Source organism: Stella humosa, assembly GCF_006738645.1.
GTDB lineage: Bacteria > Pseudomonadota > Alphaproteobacteria > ATCC43930 > Allostellaceae > Allostella > Allostella humosa.
In genome coordinates, this window is the sequence record NZ_AP019700.1 from 4510144 (window position 1) to 4525608 (window position 15465).

Sequence of the window (15465 nt, forward strand, 5' to 3'; positions counted from 1 at the left end):
CCCAAGGAACCCTGGACTGCCGCCCGTGCGTGCTTCGACTGCTAGGCGCTACCTGCCAGCGGCCGGGTGACGGCATCCAGCCAACGGCCCGTTTCGCCATCGACCAGCGGGCCGATCTCGGCGCGAACGCGGGCATGGTAGGCATCGAGCCAGCCGCGCTCGGCCGGTGTCAGCAGGTCGAGGTCGACCAGATCGCGGTCGATGGGGGCCAGCGTCAGCGTCTCGAAGCCCAGCATCGGCCGCTCGGCGCCCGGCAGCACCACCGGCACCACGGTCACCAGGTTCTCGATCCGGATGCCGAAGGCGCCGGTCTTGTAGTAGCCGGGCTCGTTGGAGACGACCATGCCCGGGCGCAGCGCCACGGTGGAGCCGGCCTTGGATATCCGGTGCGGCCCTTCATGCACCGACAGGTAGCTGCCGACGCCGTGGCCGGTGCCATGGTCGAAATCGACGCCCACCTGCCACAGGGCCTGGCGCGCCAGCACGTCGATCTGGGCGCCGGTGGTGCCGCGCGGGAAGACGGCGGTCGCGATCGCGATGTGGCCCTTCAGCACGCGGGTGAAGCGGTCGCGCATCTCGGCCGTCGGCTGGCCGACGGCGATGGTGCGGGTAACGTCGGTGGTGGCATCCGGATACTGCCCGCCCGAATCGACCAGGTAGAGTTCCCCCCGCCCCAGCTTGCGGTTGCTGCGCGGCGACGCGCGGTAGTGGACGATCGCCCCGTTCGGCCCGGAGCCGGAGATCGTGGGAAAGCTGGCATCGCGATAGAGCGCGCTCTCGGCCCGCAGCGCGCGCAGCCGCTCCACCGCGTCCAGTTCGTCGATCCCGTGGCCGGCATTGGTGGCGAGCCAGGCGAGGAAGCGCACCAGCGCGATGGCGTCGCGGCGATGGGCGGCCCGGAAGCCCGCGATCTCGACCGGGTTCTTGCAGGCCTTGGGCAGCATGCAGGGATCGTCGCCCGAAATGGCCGTGCCGCCGGCCGCCGCGATGCGGTCGAAGACCCAGGACGGCGCCGATGCCGGGTCGGCCAGGACCCGGCCGCCGCCGCGGACCAAGGCATCCAGCGCCGGGCCGAAGCCGGCCGGCGGTGCCACGCGCACGCCATTGCCGAGATGGGCCGCCATCTCCGGACCCAGCTTGCGCTCGTCGACGAACCAGTCGACCTGGCCGTCGCGATGCAGCACGGCGAAGGACAGCACGAAGGGCGTGCAGGGCACGTCGCCACCCCGGACATTCAGCAACCAGGCAATGGAATCGGGCGCCGACAGCACGACGGCATCGGCGCGCGTGCCCGCCAGAAGGTCGGCGATGCGCAGCCGCTTGGCCGCCGCCGTCTCGCCGGCATGGACCAGCGGGTGGGGATGGGCCAGTGCGGCCGGCGGCCCCGGCTGGTCGACCCACACCGCATCGAGCGGATTGCCGTCGACCGCGACCAGGGTGCCGCCCGCCGCCTCGACCGCCGTCTTCAGCCGCGCCACCTGGGCCGGGGTATGGAGCCAGGCGTCGTAGCCGACGCGCTCGCCCGGCTGGAGAAGCTGGGCCAGCCAGTCGCCCACCGGCTCGTCGGCGACGTGGCGGGGGGCCAGCAGGTCGGCCGGCACCTCGTCGCGCACCTGCAGCGTGTAGCGCCCGTCGACGAAGATGGCCGCCGCCGACCGCAGCACCACCGCCATGCCGGCCGAGCCGGTGAAGCCCGTCAGCCAGGTCAGCCGCTGGGCCCGCGGCGGCAGGTACTCGCCCTGGTGCTCGTCGGCCAGCGGCACGACGAAGCCGGCCAGCCCGCGCGCGGCCAACTCGGCCCGCAGCAGTTCCAGCCGTGCCGCGACGACCGCCGCCGACCCGGGGGCGACGGGGGCAACCGGCGCGGGATCGCCCGCGGGGCGGCCGGCTGGGGTCGAAACCTGATCCTGCATCGCTGAACTCCGAAACGCGCCGGGGGTGCCTTCGAACCTAGGGGGCGCCCCGCCGCGACACAAGGCTTGCGCCAACTGCATTGCTGCAATGCAGCATATGAGATGGTTAACCCGACAGGATCGCTTACCTTTATCAGCATCAGGACGGGGACAATGGCCCCGCCAGACAGGAGGTAGCGATGAACACAATGATGTCTATTCAGGAGGTTGAGGCTAAGGCCCGGCAGATGCGGGCGGAAGCCTTCGGTCGGACGCTGTCGGGGATCGCCCGGCTGACGCTTGCTGCACCGCGGAAGATCGGCAAGCTGCTGGGCGCCTGGTCGGTCCAGCGCCGCGCCTACAACGAGCTGATGTCGCTCGATGATCGCCAGCTTCGCGACATGGGCCTGGCCCGCAGCGAGATCCCGGCCGTTGTCGCCGGCACCTTCGCCCCCGACTCGTTCCGCGTCGAGCCCGCCGCCGGTTCCACCGCGCAGGGTGCCAACGCCAACGAGCTGAAGCAGGCCGACCTGCGCCGCGTCGCCTGAGCCGATCGGCCCATATGCAGACGCGCTACGCGCCCAACCGTCTCGCCAGGACCTGGCTGACGGTGCTCGATACGCTGTTCTGGTTGCCTTCGCGCCTTCTGGCGCTGGCAACCGGAGCGGCGGGTCGGGAGGCCTATACGACCGGCACGGTTCGGCCGGCCAACGACAACATGGCCATCCTGGCCGCCAACGCCGCCAACTCCAACATTCCCCGCCGCCTCGCCTGACCGGCCCCCTTCGCGGAGGGCAGCGCCGGCCAGGCCGGCGGGGACGACGTCTACTTGCGCAGTACCAGCGTGTGCCAGCCACCGATGGGAATGCGCCGCTCCAGCCGCAGCCCCTGGCGCCGATAGGCGCTCAACACCTGGCGTTCCTGCCAGTGCAGCAGGCCGGAGAGCACCACCACCCCATTGGACGACAATACCCGGCTGATCGGCCGCGCCATGCGCGCCAGCGGCCGGGCCAGGATGTTGGCGAAGACCAGGTCATGGTTGCGCCGCCCGCGCCAGCCCGATGGCGACAGCCCGTCGGCCACGTCCACCCGCACCAGCGACGACACCCCGTTCAGGTGGGTATTGACCCGCGCCACCCGGACCGACTCGCGGTCGAGGTCGGTCGCGGCCACCGGCACGCGCCACACCTTGGCCGCCCCCATCGCCAGCACGCCCGTGCCGGTGCCGACATCGAGCGGCCGGCGCCGGCGGCCGCGCGCCGCCAGCCGGTCGAGCGCCAGCAGGCAGCCGCGCGTCGTCGCATGCTCGCCAGAGCCGAAGGCGGTGGCGGCATCGACCATCAGCGACACCGTGCCGGGCGGCCCCGGCGGCAGGTGCGAGCCGTGCAGGTGAAAGCGGCCGACGCGGATGGCGGGGAAGGATTCGCGCAGCCGCGACATCCAGTCGACATCGGCCTCGCGCGAGATCTGCGGCGCCGGCAGGGTCTCGCCGGACGCCAGCGCGGCCAGGGCCAGCACCGCGTCGAGCGTGCCACGGTCGGGCATCTCCTCGGCATGCAGCACCAGGCGCCAGTCGCCGCCGGGCGTCAGCTCGAAGGCCGACAGGGCCTCGCCCAGCGGTTCCATCGCGCGGGCCACCGGTTCGGCGGCCGCCGCCGGCACGACCAGTTCAACCCGCCAGGCGGTCTGCGGCATGGAATTCTCCGATCGCGCTGGCGAGGGTCTGGATGATGATGCGGGCCGCCCGGCACTGCGCCTCGGCCGCCAGGGCGCCCGCTTCCGGGGGCAGCGGCGGCAGATGGACGAAGCCGGCCGGGATCGTGCTGCCGATCGCCGTCAGGCGGTGGCGCGCGACATAGAAGAAGTGGTTGCAGAGAAAACCGCCGGCATGGTTCGACTGGCGCACCGGCAGGCCGGCATCGGCGAGCGCCGCCTCCATCGCCGCCAGCGGCAGGGTCGAGCGATAGGCGGCCGGGCCATCGGGATCGATCGGGATGCCGCGGCGATAGGCACCCGCATTGTCGGCCGTGGCCGTGTCGTCGATGTTGACGGCGAAGCGCTCCAGGTTGATCGCGTCGCGGCCGCGCGCCAGGCCGAAACAGACGACGGCCGCCGGACGGATCTCGTCGATCGCCGCCAGCAGCTCGCGGCCGGCCGTGTCCCACACCACGTCGATCAGGCGCGTCGCGAGCGCGACCCCGGGCACGCCCGCGGCCGCCAGATGCTCGACCACGATCGCCGACGGGTTGTCGGCCAGCCCGGCGAAGGGCGTGAAGCCGGTGACCAGGATCGGTCTCATGCGAGTGCCCTTGTCATGCCTGGCCGGCCTGCTCGGCCGGCTGCACGAAGCTGTGGATCACGCTCTTCTCCCCTGCCTTGTCGAAGCGGATCGACAGCTTGTCGCCGTCGACCGCAGTCACGTCGCCATAGCCGAACTTGGCATGGAACACCCGGTCGCCGCGCTGGAACGGCACCTTGGGTGCCGCCCGCGGCGCCACCGTGCGCGACTTGCCTTCCAGCACCATCGGCGGCGGGCGCGACGGCGTCGGCGCCACGTCGCCGCGCGGCTGGCTGGCAGCATAGCTCCAGCGCGGCTCGGCCGCACCGCCGGCGCCGAAGCCCGTCTGGAACCCGCCCGAGCCGTAGAGCCCCTGGTCGGCCGTCAGCTCCACCATGTCCTTGGGCAGCTCGTCGACGAAGCGGGACGGGATGGCGGCCGTCCACTGGTTGTAGATGCGCCGGTTGGCGGCGAACGAGACATAGGCGCGCCGCCTGGCCCGCGTCAGCCCGACATAGGCCAGCCGCCGCTCCTCCTCCAGCCCGGCCGTGCCCTTCTCGTCCAGGGCGCGCGGGTGGGGGAACAGCCCCTCCTCCCAGCCCGGCAGGAAGACGCAGTCGAACTCCAGCCCCTTGGCGGCGTGCAGCGTCATCAGCGTCACCATCTCGCCGCCGCTGGCGTCGGCATTCTCCATCACCAGCGACACATGCTCGAGGAACCCGGCCAGGTTCTCGAACTCGGCCATGGCGACCACGAGTTCCTTCAGGTTCTCCAGCCGGCCGGGCGCGTCGGGCGAGCGGTCGGCCTGCCACATGCGGGTATAGCCGGACTCGTCCAGCACCGTGCGGGCGACGTCGGTATGGGGCTGGTCGGCCGCCATCCGGCGCCAGCGGTCGAGATCGTCCAGGAAGAGGCCCAGCGCCTTGCGCGCGGCCGGCTTCAGTTCGCCGGTCGCCCCATCGGCGACCAGGCCGGAGGCCGCGGCCGTCATCGAGGCGCCCTGGCCGCGGGCGCGCTGGTGAACGGCGCGCAGGGCCACGTCGCCCAGGCCGCGGCGCGGCAGGTTGACGATGCGCTCGAACGCCAGGTCGTCGTCGGGCTGGTGGACCAGGCGCAGATAGGCCAGCGCGTCGCGGATCTCCTGGCGCTCGTAGAAGCGCGGGCCGCCGAAGACGCGGTAGGCCACGCCCAGCTTCAGCAGGCGCTCCTCGAACTCGCGGGTCTGGAAGCCGGCGCGGACCAGGATCGCCATCTGCGACAGGCCGGTGCCGTCACGCTGGCGGGCCTCGATCTCCTCGCCCACCCAGCGCGCCTCGGCCTCGCCGTCCCACAATCCGTGGATGCGCACCCGCTCGCCGCCGCTGGACTCCGTCCACAAGGTCTTGCCCAGCCGGCCCGCATTCTTGGCAATCAGGCCGGACGCGGCGGCCAGGATGGGCGCGGTCGAGCGGTAGTTCTGCTCCAGCCGGACGATGCTGGCGCCGGGAAAGTCCGCCTCGAAGCGCAGGATGTTGCCGATCTCCGCACCACGCCAGCCATAGATGCTCTGGTCGTCGTCGCCGACGCAGCACAGATTGCGATGCTCCTGCGCCAGCAGGCGCAGCCACAGGTACTGGGCGACGTTGGTGTCCTGGTACTCGTCCACCAGCAGGTACTTGAAGCGGCGGTGGTACTCGGCCAGCACCTCGGGCCGGGTCAGGAACAGGGTCAGGTTGTGCAGCAGCAGGTCGCCGAAATCGACCGCGTTCACGGTGCGCAGGCGCTCCTGGTACTGCTCGTAGATGCGCAGCAGCTTGCCGCCCGCGACCTCGCCCACCGCCTCGTCGCCCGGCACCTGGGCCGGGGTAAGGCCGCGGTCCTTCCAGCGCTCGATGGCGCCCAGCACGGTGCGCGGAGGCCAGCGCTTGTCGTCGATGCCCTCGGCCTGGAGCAACTGCTTCACCAGGCGAAGCTGGTCGTCGGTATCGAGGATGGTGAAGTTCTGCTTCAGCCCGACCAGTTCGGCGTGGCGGCGCAGGATGCGGGCGGCGACCGAATGGAAGGTGCCGAGCCACAGCCCCTCGACCGCGTCGCCGATCATGTGGCCGACGCGCTCGCGCATCTCCCGCGCGGCCTTGTTGGTGAAGGTGACGGCCAGGATCTGGCTGGGCCAGGCCCGCCTCGTCAGCAGGATGTAGGACAGGCGCGCCGTCAGCACCCGCGTCTTGCCGGTCCCGGCGCCGGCCAGCACCAGCACCGGGCCGTCCACCGTCTCCACCGCCGCGCGCTGCGCGGGGTTGAGGTTGGCGAGCCAGGGCGGGCCTGCGGTGGGAACTGCGGGGGATTCAGGCATGGGTCCTCGAATGGTATAGCACTGGCGCCGTCACGGCGCGGGCAGCGGATCGGGTCCCAGCCACTCCGCCCGCACCGCTTCCACCATGGCGTCGGTGAAGAATTGCCGGACGCGTCCGCGGATGTGGTCGGCCAGGCCCGCATCGAGGGCCGCCGCCGACCAGGCAGGGTCGTCGCGCGACAGCACCCACCAGCGGGCGAACCAGCTCATCGACCGCAGCCAGGTCAGCCGCCGCATCGGCCGCACCCAGGGCCGGAGCGCATTTCCCAGGTCGGCCGGCAGTTCAGCCAGCCAGGCCCGCTCGAAGGCCAGGATGTCGGCGGCGCCGACCGGGGTGGCATCGGGCGCGCTCCACAGGACCGAGGTGGCCAGGGTGACGTGGGCGATGTCGATCGCGGGCGTGCCGTAGAGCGCCTTTTCGGCATCGACGAACATCGCCCGCCCGTCACCGGCGATAAGGAAGTTGCCGGGATGGGTGTCGGTGCCGACCAGGGTGCGCGGCGCCGGGGGATGCGGCGGCGCAGCGACGAGCGCTGCCGCCCAGGCGCATTCCGCGTCCAGCGCCGCACGCACCGCCGCACTGGCGGGCGCCGCGGCGAAATGGACGGCCTGCCCCTGGATCACGGCCCAGGTGCCGGCGACCGGGTCGGTATGGTCGACCAGCGGGGCGCGCTCGGCCGGCACCGGCAGGCGATGGATGGCGGCCAGCGCCGTGGCGATGGCCGGCAGGTCGGCCGGCACGCGCGCCGGCCGGCCGGCAACGTCCTCCACCAGCAGGGCCCCCATCGGCAGGCCACAGCCCGGCTCGATCACGCCGGCCAGCCGGGGGGTGGCGCCGCTGGCCGCCAGCCGCCGGAAGCATTCCGCCTGGTAGAGCAGGTTGTCGCGGGCGGCCATCGCCATCTGGCTCACCCGCGGCACCCGGGCCAGCAGGCCCGTACCCAGGATGCGGACATGGTCGTGCGCCACCCCGCCCGCCGCCAGCGGCGACAGCGCGTCCGGCGCCACCCCCGCCATGCCGGGCAGGCGGACGATGGCAGCGTGCAGGCGGTCGAGATCGACGATCAGCGGCAAGCGCGGCCCCGGCGAGGCAATGGGGGTGAAACGGGAACGGTTGGGATACCGGCTGCCGATGTATGGACGCGGGGCCGCGCTGGCAACCGAATTCGGCGCGGGCCGCCGGACGCGTCCAGGCCGATGGAGGGGTTAGAGAACGGCGGTCAGAGAACCTTGGCCGCCAGGTGCTCCTGCAGGCGGGGCATCAGCTCCACCAGGTTGCAGGGCCGGTGGCGATTGTCGAGCTGGGTGCGCAGGATGCCTTCCCAGGCATCGCGGCACGCCCCGGGCGACCCGGGCACGGCAAACAGGTAGGTGCCGCCGGCCACCCCGCCCGTCGCGCGCGACTGGATCGTCGACGTGCCGATCTTGGCATAGCTCAGCCAGCGAAAGAGCTCGCCGAAGCCGTCGATGCGCTTCTCGAACACCGCCTCGAACGCCTCCGGCGTCACGTCGCGGCCGGTGACGCCGGTGCCGCCGGTCGCCACCACGACGTCGATCGCCGGATCGGCGATCCATTCGCGCAACTGGGCGATGATGGCGTCCTGCTCGTCCCGCACGATGCGGCGCACGGCGACATGGTGGCCGTCGCCCGCGGCCAGTTCGGCCAGCACGTTGCCGGACCGATCGTCGGCCGCCGTCCGCGTGTCGGAGACGGTCAGGATGGCTACATTGACCGCCAGGAACGGCCGCGTTTGGTCAATCTTCGACACGGGCTCCCTCGGTGCTGGCGATGGACGGACGCTGCGCATCCTCGCCCGAGCCATACACCGGCCATTGCCCGGCGGCAACGGCGTCCAGGCTGGCCGTGCGGTCGCCCAGCCGGCGCTGGTAGATCCACATGGCCGACACCACCCGCTCGACGAACTGCCGCGTCTCGGCGGTCGGGATCGCCTCCATGAACAGCAACGGGTCGTCGTTGTGGCGGATCTCGGACAGCCAGCGCGTCACCCGGCCGATGCCGCCGTTGTAGGCCGCGACGGTGAAGATGATGTTGCCGCGGATCGGATCCTGCTCCAGCAGGTGGCGGATATAGCGCTGGCCGACGGCAAGGTTGACGCCGGGGTCGTGCAGGTCGCGTCCGCGCAGGCTGTCGGGGCCGATGAAGGCCGCCGTCTTCGGCATGATCTGCATCAGGCCCAGGGCACCGGCCGGGCTGACCAGATGCATGCGGAAGTTGGATTCCTGCTTGATGATGGCGAACATCAGCGCCCGGTCGACGGTGAACCCACCCTCCGGCGCCCAGCGCGGCATCGGGTACATGGCATCGTCGAACAGCGCACCCTCGGCCTCGCGGATGGCGGCCGTGATGCGCGGCACCGCCCGGCGCAGGCCGGCGGTGCGGGCAAACGCCACAACCGAGTCGGCGACCGCCGTCGGGGCCGCCCGCGCCAGCGCCACCAGCTCGTCGATCGCCAGCGCCGGCTCGCCCACCTCGACCAGCGCGATGGCGCGCCGCATGGCGGGAATGCCGATCAGCCGGTCGACCTCGATCTCGGGCCGGTCGGTGCCCTCGCCATAGGCGGCGAGGTTGCCCAGTTGCCGGCTGGCGAGCTGGCCGTAGAAGGTGGTCGGATGGTCGGCCGCCTGGCGCAAGGCCGCCTGCATGGCGTCCCCCGCGCCCAGCGCCCGATGGGTGCGGGACGCCCAGAAGGCGGCCGCCGCCGTCATCCAGCCCGACAGGTCGGGCGCGCGAGCGACCGCCTCGAAATGCTGGCGGGCGATCTCGTGCCGCCCCAGGCGCCAGGCCGACAGGCCGGCGAACCAGCGCGCGACCACGGGCCCCTCGCCGTCCAGCGGCACCAACTCGACCGCGCGCTCGTCGCGGCCGGCGAAGAAGGCAAAGCGGGCGATGTCGCCCAGGACCAGGATGCGGTCGGCCTCGGCCAGGCCGCGCTTCTCGCCCGCCGCCAGCACCTTGCCGGCGCCCTCGAAATCGCCCTTGCCCAGCAACTGGCGGACACGCTGGCGGACGGCCGACATGCGGCCGCGCTCCTCGCGGGGGCGATCGAGCATGCCGACGGCCGGCTTGGCGTCGCCGGCTTCGGGCAGCGCGCTCGAATCGAACAGGTCGAGCATGCCGTCGACGACCGGCGCCTCGACCCCGGGCGGGGCCGGGTTGCGGCCACGACGCTTCATGGTCAGCGTGTGGATGGTGCGGGCCGACGGCAGGTCGGCATAGAGCTTCATCCAGTCGAACAGCTCACGATAGCTCGACCGGTAGTCGCGGTGCAGCAGGCGCTCGGCCTGCAGGTGCCCCATGACGATCTCGTTGGCGATGGACGATGCGGCCTTCTCCGCTTCGGCGAACGATCCATCGCGCATCAATGCAAAAGCCCGACGATACCGCTGGACGTCGGCCGCCCCCAGAACGCGGGGAAGACCGTACTCTCCTCGCCGCTCCGATGCGTGGGGCACCAGGGCAGCGGACTGCGTATCATCCGGACGGGCGGATACTGGCCCCGAGACGAGCAACACACCGGCGGACAGCGCAAGCGCCGCCATCGGCCGGTGCCAGCGCGCCGGGGGGGCCGCGGACAGGTAACCGGACATCAATTGCCCAATAAGGGGGCGGTTCCATGCCCGCAAGCAAAATCGACCCGCCCAGACGGAATTTTCTGTGGAAAACTCTCATAACCGATTGTTTTCCCGGTGTTTCAATCCGGAGTTATCAGACGTGCCTGGATCGAAAGCAAATCCCGCCACGCGTCCCGCTTTCTGGCGGGCGTCCGCAACAGGAATGCGGGATGGAATACACACATCGCATCGATCGTTTTATTGCCCTCGTCTGTCCGATACTGGTGCCATCGGCCACGGAGCTTCATGATGCCCTCGCTGCGGTCCAGCATCGTGGACGCAGAGACACCACCGACGAACACGAGGATCGCCGGGTCGACCAGGGCGACGTGCCGGCGCACGAAGGGCAGGCACATCGCGATTTCGGCCGCGGTCGGCGTGCGGTTGCCGGGCGGTCGCCACGGCAGGATATTCGTAATGTAGGCGGAATTGCGGTCGAGCCCGATCGCCCCCAGCATCCGGTCGAGCAGCCGGCCGCTGACGCCGACGAAGGGCTTGCCCTGCCGGTCCTCGTCGGCGCCCGGCGCCTCGCCGATCACCATGACGCGGGCGGCCGGGTTGCCGTCGGCGAAGACGGTGTTGGTCGCGGTGCGGCGCAAGGCGCAGCCCTCGAACGCTTCCATCGCCGCCTGGAGCTGGGCCAGGTCCATGGCGGCGGCCGCGACATCGGCCGACGTCGCCCCCACGGGCAGCGCCGCGACCGGCCCCGGCCGGCGCATCGGCAGGACGGTGGATGGCCCCGGCTGGACGGCCGCGGGCGGACGCGCCGCCGCCGGCCCGGCCGGCTGGACAGCAGGCGCGGGCGGCCTGACCGCGGTGCGGTCGGGCGCGGTTTCGCCGATGGCCTCGTCGGCACCGATCGCGATCTGCCATTGCAGCAGGGCCAGAGCTTCTTCCGGACGCATGGTGCAAGCCTAGCATTTGCCGTATTTCTGTGACAGAAGCGCGGCTTCGCTCAACCTGTCGGAGGTCCCCTGCATGCAGCGCGAGGCGATGGAGTATGACGTCGTGGTTGTCGGCGGTGGCCCGGCCGGGCTGACGGCGGCGATCCGGCTGAAGCAGCTCTCGGCCGAACGCGGGCATGAGCTTTCGGTATGCGTGATCGAGAAGGGCTCCGAGATCGGTGCCCACATCCTCTCGGGCGCCGTGCTGGAGCCGCGGGCGCTGAACGAGTTGTTCCCCGACTGGCAGGAGCGCGGCGCGCCCCTGAACACGCCGGCCGGCGACGACCGTTTCCTGTTCCTGACCAAGAATGCCGCGCGCCGCCTGCCGACGCCGCCGCAGATGAACAACCACGGCAACTACATCGTCAGCCTGGGCAATGTCTGCCGCTGGCTGGCGACCCAGGCCGAGGCGCTGGGCGTCGAGATCTATCCGGGCTTCGCGGCAGCCGAAGTCCTCTATGACGAGGATGGCGCCGTCGTCGGCGTCGCCACCGGCGACATGGGCATCGGCCGCGACGGCAAGCCGACCGACGCGCACGAGCCGGGCGTCGAGCTGCGCGGCCGCCAGACCATCTTCGCCGAGGGCGCGCGCGGGTCGCTGACCAAGACCTTGTTCGCCCGCTTCGCGCTGCGCGAGGGCGTCGATCCGCAGACTTTCGGCATCGGCATCAAGGAGCTGTGGGAGGTCGACCCGGCCGTGCATCGCCAGGGCACGGTCATCCACACCATCGGCTGGCCGCTCGACTACAAGACCTATGGCGGCTCGTTCCTCTATCACCTGGAGAACAACCAGGTGGCGGTCGGCTTCGTCATCGGGCTCGACTACTGGAACCCCCATCTCAGCCCGTTCGACGAGATGCAGCGGTTCAAGACCCACCCCGAGATGCGCCCGGTCTTCGAGGGCGGGCGGCGCATCGCCTATGGCGCGCGCGCGATCAACGAGGGCGGGCTGCAATCCATCCCCAAGCTGACCTTTCCGGGCGGCCTGCTGGTCGGCTGCACGGCGGGCTTCCTCAACGTGCCCAAGATCAAGGGCACGCACACGGCCATGAAGTCGGCGATGCTGGCGGCCGAGGCGGTCTATGACGCGCTGTCGGTCGAGAACGGCCCGCGCGAGGTCACGGCCTATCCCGAGGCAGTGCGGCGAAGCTGGATCTGGGAAGAGCTGCATGGCGTGCGCAACATCCGCCCGTCCTTCCGCCATGGGCTCTATGGCGGGCTGGTCTATTCCGCGCTCGATACCTATCTCTTTCGCGGCAAGGCCCCCTGGACCCTGCACCACCATGCCGACAACGAGTCGCTGAAGAAGGCAAGCGAGGCGCCGAAGATCGCGTACCCCAAGCCCGACGGGAAGGTCAGCTTCGACAAGCTGTCCTCGGTGTTCATCTCGAACACCAACCATGAGGAGGACCAGCCGGTCCATCTTCAGTTGCTGGACCCGGCGGTCGCGATCTCGCACAATCTGGCGCTCTACGACGCGCCGGAGACGCGGTACTGCCCGGCCGGCGTGTACGAGATCGTGCGCGATGGCCAGGACGGCGCGCCAAGGATGCAGATCAACGCGCAGAACTGCGTCCACTGCAAGACGTGCGACATCAAGGATCCAACCCAGAACATCAACTGGGTGGTACCGCAGGGGGGCGGGGGTCCCAACTATCCGAACATGTGAGGATCGCACGCGATGCCTGTTGCCCCGACCTCCATCCCCGGCCGGCCCGCGGCGTTCGCCCCGCAGGCTTCCGCCAGGCAGCGCCTGACGATCCGTGCGCGCGGCTTCTGGCTCGGCCTCGCGGGCAGCGCGCTGCTGGCGGCCTCGCCGGGCGTGGCCTGGTCCGCCGGCGAGCAGGCGGCCCTCGACCCCGAGATCGCGGCCGCCATCGACGCGGCCGGCAAGACCCCGGGCAAGACGGCGACCGGCGCCTACCTGGCCGGCTTGCATGCCCAGCGCCAGCATCAGTACGGCATCGCGGCCGACTTCATCCTGGAGGCGCTGACCGCCGACCCCGACGAGGCGACGCTGCGCATGCGCGCCTTCCAACTGCTGGTGAGCGAAGGGCGCACGGTGGAGGCAGCGGGCCTAGCCAAGGGCATTGCCGTCGACAATCCCGGCGCCGGCCTGGCGAACCTGGCCCTGACGGTCGACGCCATCGGCCGCGGCGACACGGCGGCCGCCCAGGCCTTCCTGGAGCGCATGCCGGACGGCGGCATCAACCGCCTCGTGGTGCCCCTCATCCGCGCCTGGATCCAGGCCGAGGCCGGCCGCGTCGACGCCGCCCTGGCGGCACTGGAGCCGCTGCGCCAGCAGGCCGCCCTGAAGACGGTGATCGCGCTGCAAAGCGCGCTGATCCTGGATCGCGCCGGCCGCGCCGACGATGCGGCGGCACGCTACAAGCTGGCCGACCAGGGCGGGGCGGGCAACCTGCGCCTGGCCCGCCTGCACATCAACTTCCTGCTGCGGCAGGGCAACTTCGCGGGTGCCGAGGACGTCGCCCGACGCTTCGCCGAGGCGACCGGCGAGCCGGAGCTGCTGGCGGGCGAGAACGCGCAGATCGCCGCCCGCAAGCCTGGCACGCCGCCGATGGTCGGCGATTCCAAGGCCGGGCTGGCCGAGGCCCTGTTCGACGTGGCGACCGCCGCCAACCAGCCGCAGTCGCGCGACCTGGCCCTCATCGTCACCCGCCTGACCCTGTCGCTCAACCCCGACCATACGCTGGCGCGGATGCTGCTGGCCGACCTGCTGGAGGATTACGACCGCTACGACGCCGCCCGGCAGGCCTATCTCGATATCGGCACCGACTCGCCGTTCCACTGGTCGGCGCGCCTGCGCGCCGCCAGCGCGCTCGACAAGCTGGAGCGCACAGACGAGGCCGTGGGCGAGCTCAGCCGGCTGGTCGAGGAACGCAAGGACCGGCCCGAGGCGGCCCTGCGGCTGGGCGACATCCTACGCGCGCGCTCGCGCTTTCCCGATGCAGTGGCCGCCTACGATACCGGGCTGGGCCGCATCGAGCGCATCGAGCCGCGCCACTGGTCGGCCATCTATTCGCGTGGCATCGCGCTCGAACGGTCGAAGATCTGGGACCGGGCCGAGGCCGATTTCCTGAAGGCGCTGGAGCTGCAGCCGGACCAGCCCTACGTCCTCAACTACCTGGCCTATAGCTGGGTCGACCGCGGGCTTAACCTGGAGCGCTCGCTCGGCATGCTGCGCAAGGCAGTCGAGCTGCGGCCCGAGGACGGCTACATCGTCGACAGCCTGGGCTGGGTCATGTACCGCATGGGCCGCTTCGACGAGGCGACCGAGCAACTGGAGCGCGCCGTCGAGCTGCGCCCGCTCGACCCCGTCATCAACGACCATCTGGGCGATGCCTACTGGCGCACCGGCCGCCGGCAGGAGGCGCGCGTGCAGTGGCAGCGCGCGCTTACCCTGAAGCCCGAGCCCGACCAGGTGGCCCCGATCGAGGCCAAGCTGTCGCGCGGGCTCGATGCCGCGGCCAAGCCGGCGAATGGCGGCTGACGTCCGCCGCCCGCGCACCGTTCGCGAAGCTGCCCCGGCCAAGGTCAATCTCTTCCTCCACCTCGTCGGCCGGCGGCCGGACGGCTACCACCTGCTGGATGGGCTGGTGGCCTTCACCGCGTTCGGCGACCGGGTGGAGGTGACACCGGCCGACGACCTGTCGATCGCGGTCGACGGCCCGTTCGCGGCCCAGGTTCCGGCCGATGGCAGCAACCTTGCCCTGAAGGCGGCCGTTGCCCTGCGCGACCTGGGGCCATCGGGCGAAGGCGCTCATATCCGACTGGAGAAACGGGTGCCGGTTGCGGCCGGCCTGGGTGGCGGGTCGGGCGACGCCGCCGCCGTGCTGCGCGCTCTCACCCGGCTGTGGCGCTGGCCGCGCGACCATGACCTGCATGACCTGGCCGCCAGCCTGGGCGCCGACGTGCCGATGTGCCTGGCAGGAATGCCGGCCCGGATCGCCGGCATCGGCGACCGGCTCAGCCCTTGCGCCAGCTTTCCCAGCCTGCCGATCCTGCTGGTGAATCCCGGTGTTCCCTTGGGCACGCCCGAGGTGTTCCGGGCGCGAAAGGGCGACTGGCGGCCCGCCCTGCCCGCCTTTGCGACCGATGACGCCGACGGGCTGCTGGCAGCGCTGGCCGACACCCGCAACGACCTGACCGACTCGGCCCGCGTGCTGGCACCGTCCGTCGGCACGGTGCTGGAACGGCTCACCGCCGCGCCGGGTTGCCGGCTCGCCCGCATGTCCGGCAGCGGCGCCACCTGCTTTGGCCTCTTCCCCGATGCGGGCGACGCCACCCGCGCCGCCCGGCGGCTGCGGCGGGAGCAGCCGGGCTGGTGGGTGGCGGCGACGCGGCTGCGGTAGACGGGGCGAGGCG

Annotated in this window: 13 protein-coding genes; 5 read left to right on the forward strand and 8 right to left on the reverse strand. The window is 71.5% G+C overall.

What is annotated here, in order from left to right; genetic code table 11:
• Positions 1 to 41: 41 nt before the first annotated feature.
• Entirely contained in the window at positions 42 to 1913 is a 1872-nt protein-coding gene (locus STVA_RS21115; protein ID WP_123691811.1) for an aminopeptidase P family protein, read from the reverse strand.
• A 179-nt stretch (positions 1914 to 2092) separates the two neighbouring features.
• Between STVA_RS21115 and STVA_RS21120 the strand changes: the two genes are divergently transcribed.
• Positions 2093 to 2440, forward strand: coding sequence for a DUF1127 domain-containing protein (locus tag STVA_RS21120; RefSeq protein WP_246782841.1), 348 nt, complete (start codon positions 2093 to 2095; stop codon positions 2438 to 2440).
• A gap of 14 nt (positions 2441 to 2454) precedes the next feature.
• Positions 2455 to 2667, forward strand: a complete 213-nt coding sequence (locus STVA_RS21125; protein ID WP_123691815.1) for a hypothetical protein — start codon at positions 2455 to 2457, stop codon at positions 2665 to 2667.
• Between the two features lie 50 nt (positions 2668 to 2717).
• Here STVA_RS21125 and STVA_RS21130 read toward each other — a convergent pair whose 3' ends face one another.
• The 7 genes from STVA_RS21130 to STVA_RS21160 all read right to left on the reverse strand — a co-directional run bounded on the left by STVA_RS21130 (position 2718) and on the right by STVA_RS21160 (position 10785).
• Positions 2718 to 3587 (reverse strand): 50S ribosomal protein L11 methyltransferase, encoded by an 870-nt coding sequence (locus STVA_RS21130; protein ID WP_123691817.1) that lies wholly within the window; start codon positions 3585 to 3587, stop codon positions 2718 to 2720.
• Complete coding sequence (locus STVA_RS21135; RefSeq protein WP_123691819.1) at positions 3562 to 4191, reverse strand: pyroglutamyl-peptidase I; 630 nt, start codon at positions 4189 to 4191, stop codon at positions 3562 to 3564. The genes STVA_RS21130 and STVA_RS21135 overlap by 26 nt, the downstream gene beginning before the upstream one ends.
• Positions 4192 to 4204: 13 nt before the next feature.
• Positions 4205 to 6502, reverse strand: coding sequence for an ATP-dependent helicase (locus tag STVA_RS21140; RefSeq protein ID WP_123691821.1), 2298 nt, complete (start codon positions 6500 to 6502; stop codon positions 4205 to 4207).
• A 30-nt stretch (positions 6503 to 6532) separates the two neighbouring features.
• Complete coding sequence (locus tag STVA_RS21145; RefSeq protein WP_123691823.1) at positions 6533 to 7576, reverse strand: aminoglycoside phosphotransferase family protein; 1044 nt, start codon at positions 7574 to 7576, stop codon at positions 6533 to 6535.
• Between the two features lie 146 nt (positions 7577 to 7722).
• Positions 7723 to 8271: a molybdenum cofactor biosynthesis protein B gene (gene moaB / locus STVA_RS21150; protein ID WP_123691825.1), complete on the reverse strand. Its 549-nt coding sequence runs from the start codon at positions 8269 to 8271 to the stop codon at positions 7723 to 7725.
• A complete protein-coding gene (locus tag STVA_RS21155; protein ID WP_170216558.1) occupies positions 8258 to 9883 on the reverse strand; it encodes a lytic transglycosylase domain-containing protein in 1626 nt (541 codons plus the stop codon). Before STVA_RS21155 ends, moaB begins: the two co-directional genes overlap by 14 nt.
• Before the next feature lie 332 nt (positions 9884 to 10215).
• Positions 10216 to 10785 carry a uracil-DNA glycosylase gene (locus STVA_RS21160; RefSeq protein ID WP_338069551.1) on the reverse strand — a complete coding sequence of 190 codons (570 nt, stop codon included), beginning with the start codon at positions 10783 to 10785 and terminating at the stop codon, positions 10216 to 10218.
• 328 nt (positions 10786 to 11113) lie between these two features.
• On the opposite strand from STVA_RS21160, the gene STVA_RS21165 reads away from it, so the two are divergent.
• Genes STVA_RS21165 through STVA_RS21175 form a run of 3 tightly spaced genes read left to right on the forward strand, consistent with a single transcriptional unit; the run spans position 11114 to position 15452 of the window.
• Positions 11114 to 12748, forward strand: a complete 1635-nt coding sequence (locus tag STVA_RS21165) for an electron transfer flavoprotein-ubiquinone oxidoreductase (RefSeq protein WP_123691831.1) — start codon at positions 11114 to 11116, stop codon at positions 12746 to 12748.
• A 12-nt stretch (positions 12749 to 12760) separates the two neighbouring features.
• The gene (locus STVA_RS21170; protein ID WP_123691833.1) at positions 12761 to 14590 is read left to right on the forward strand and encodes a tetratricopeptide repeat protein; all 1830 of its coding nucleotides are present in this window, start codon (positions 12761 to 12763) and stop codon (positions 14588 to 14590) included.
• The gene (locus STVA_RS21175) at positions 14580 to 15452 is read left to right on the forward strand and encodes a 4-(cytidine 5'-diphospho)-2-C-methyl-D-erythritol kinase (protein WP_123691835.1); all 873 of its coding nucleotides are present in this window, start codon (positions 14580 to 14582) and stop codon (positions 15450 to 15452) included. The genes STVA_RS21170 and STVA_RS21175 overlap by 11 nt, the downstream gene beginning before the upstream one ends.
• Positions 15453 to 15465: the final 13 nt, after the last annotated feature.

Coding starts and splice junctions, on each gene's coding strand:
- STVA_RS21115 (WP_123691811.1), bottom strand. CDS start 1,913: ATGCAGGATCAGGTTTCGACCCCAGCCGGCCGCCCCGCGGGCGATCCC.
- STVA_RS21120 (WP_246782841.1), top strand. CDS start 2,093: ATGAACACAATGATGTCTATTCAGGAGGTTGAGGCTAAGGCCCGGCAG.
- STVA_RS21125 (WP_123691815.1), top strand. CDS start 2,455: ATGCAGACGCGCTACGCGCCCAACCGTCTCGCCAGGACCTGGCTGACG.
- STVA_RS21130 (WP_123691817.1), bottom strand. CDS start 3,587: ATGCCGCAGACCGCCTGGCGGGTTGAACTGGTCGTGCCGGCGGCGGCC.
- STVA_RS21135 (WP_123691819.1), bottom strand. CDS start 4,191: ATGAGACCGATCCTGGTCACCGGCTTCACGCCCTTCGCCGGGCTGGCC.
- STVA_RS21140 (WP_123691821.1), bottom strand. CDS start 6,502: ATGCCTGAATCCCCCGCAGTTCCCACCGCAGGCCCGCCCTGGCTCGCC.
- STVA_RS21155 (WP_170216558.1), bottom strand. CDS start 9,883: ATGCGCGATGGATCGTTCGCCGAAGCGGAGAAGGCCGCATCGTCCATC.
- STVA_RS21160 (WP_338069551.1), bottom strand. CDS start 10,785: ATGGACCTGGCCCAGCTCCAGGCGGCGATGGAAGCGTTCGAGGGCTGC.
- STVA_RS21165 (WP_123691831.1), top strand. CDS start 11,114: ATGCAGCGCGAGGCGATGGAGTATGACGTCGTGGTTGTCGGCGGTGGC.
- STVA_RS21170 (WP_123691833.1), top strand. CDS start 12,761: ATGCCTGTTGCCCCGACCTCCATCCCCGGCCGGCCCGCGGCGTTCGCC.
- STVA_RS21175 (WP_123691835.1), top strand. CDS start 14,580: ATGGCGGCTGACGTCCGCCGCCCGCGCACCGTTCGCGAAGCTGCCCCG.